This is a genomic window from Moraxella sp., from assembly GCF_024227015.1.
Lineage (GTDB): Bacteria > Pseudomonadota > Gammaproteobacteria > Pseudomonadales > Moraxellaceae > Moraxella.
This window is the reverse complement of the sequence record NZ_JAAELD010000339.1, coordinates 1-1,518: the sequence shown is the minus strand read 5'-3', so window position 1 is coordinate 1,518 and position 1,518 is coordinate 1. Positions and strand designations below refer to the sequence as shown.

1 protein-coding gene is annotated in these 1,518 nt (G+C 44.6%); it reads left to right on the top strand.

The features are described 5' to 3' along the window. Nucleotides 1-52 precede the first annotated feature (52 nt). Complete coding sequence (locus tag GY683_RS07640; protein WP_297288166.1) at nt 53-1,498, top strand: NAD-dependent succinate-semialdehyde dehydrogenase; 1,446 nt, start codon at nt 53-55, stop codon at nt 1,496-1,498. Nucleotides 1,499-1,518: the final 20 nt, after the last annotated feature.

Below are 1,518 nucleotides of genomic sequence, written 5' to 3'. Positions count from 1 at the left end.
TTTTGGTATCCAACATTAACTTTGGACGCTCTAATTTATAGGAAATAAAATCATGCAATTAACCGATCCTTCTTTATTTCATCAACAAGCTTATATTAATGGTCAATGGTTTGATGCCAAAACGACTATTGAAGTCACAAATCCCGCAGATAATTCTGTGCTTGGCACGATACCCAATATGGGGCAAAGTGAAACAAATAAGGCTATCGCCGCTGCTCATGTCGCAATGCCAGAATGGCGCAATAAATTGGCTAAAGAACGTGCTGCTATTATGCGCCGATGGTTTAACTTGATTCTGGAAAATCAAAAAGACTTAGCCATATTAATGACGGCTGAACAGGGCAAACCCTTAGCGGAATCGCAGGGCGAGATCGCTTATGGTGCCTCTTTTATTGAGTGGTTTGCTGAAGAAGCCAAGCGCGTTTATGGTGATGTCATTCCTGAGCCTATGCCAGGGCGACGTGTTGTGGTAATTAAGCAGCCAATAGGCGTAGTCGCGGCGATTACGCCTTGGAACTTTCCGAATGCCATGATTACCCGTAAAATTGCGCCAGCTTTAGCGGTGGGCTGCACCGTCGTCGTAAAACCGGCGCAAAGCACTCCCTTTTCAGCATTGGCATTAGCAGAGTTAGCAGAAAGGTCAGGTTTTCCTCAAGGAGTTATTAATATTGTCACAGGAAACTCTAAAGCGATTGGGGCAGAATTAACCGCTAATCCCTTGGTGAAAAAGTTATCTTTTACCGGCTCAACCAGTATCGGTAAATTACTTATGGCACAATGTGCCGATACAGTCAAGAAGGTTTCTTTAGAATTAGGTGGCAACGCGCCCTTTATTGTATTTGATGATGCCAATTTGGATGCCGCCGTTGTAGGCGCGATTGCTTCTAAATATCGCAATACAGGGCAAACTTGTGTTTGTGCTAATCGCCTATTGGTTCAAGAGGGCGTTTATGATGAATTTGCGGCTAAATTAGCAGACGCTGTTAGTCAACTGAAAGTCGGAGACGGGTTGAAAGGGGAAACACAACAAGGTCCTCTTATTAATATGGCAGCCGTCGAAAAAGTTGAAGAGCATATCAATAATGCGGTATCTCAAGGTGCCAAAATCGTTTGTGGTGGAAAGCGTCATACATTGGGCGGCACCTTTTTTCAGCCGACAATTTTAACCGATGTGACACCCGATATGCGGATCGCTGGTGAAGAAACATTTGGTCCCGTCGCGCCGCTCTTTCGTTTTAAAACAGAAGAAGAAGCGATTGCATTAGCAAATGACACGCCCTTTGGATTAGCCGCCTATTTCTACAGCCGTGATTTGGGGCGCGTTTGGCGAGTCGCGGAAGCATTAGAATATGGTATGGTTGGCATTAACGAAGGCATTATTTCCACCGAAGTTGCACCGTTTGGGGGCGTGAAGGAGTCTGGAATAGGGCGAGAAGGCTCTAAATATGGCAGTGATGATTTTCTGGAAATCAAATATATATGTATGGGTGGATTATAAGTGGAATGGTTTCGAGGTTT

Coding starts and splice junctions, on each gene's coding strand:
- GY683_RS07640 (WP_297288166.1), top strand. CDS start 53: ATGCAATTAACCGATCCTTCTTTATTTCATCAACAAGCTTATATTAAT.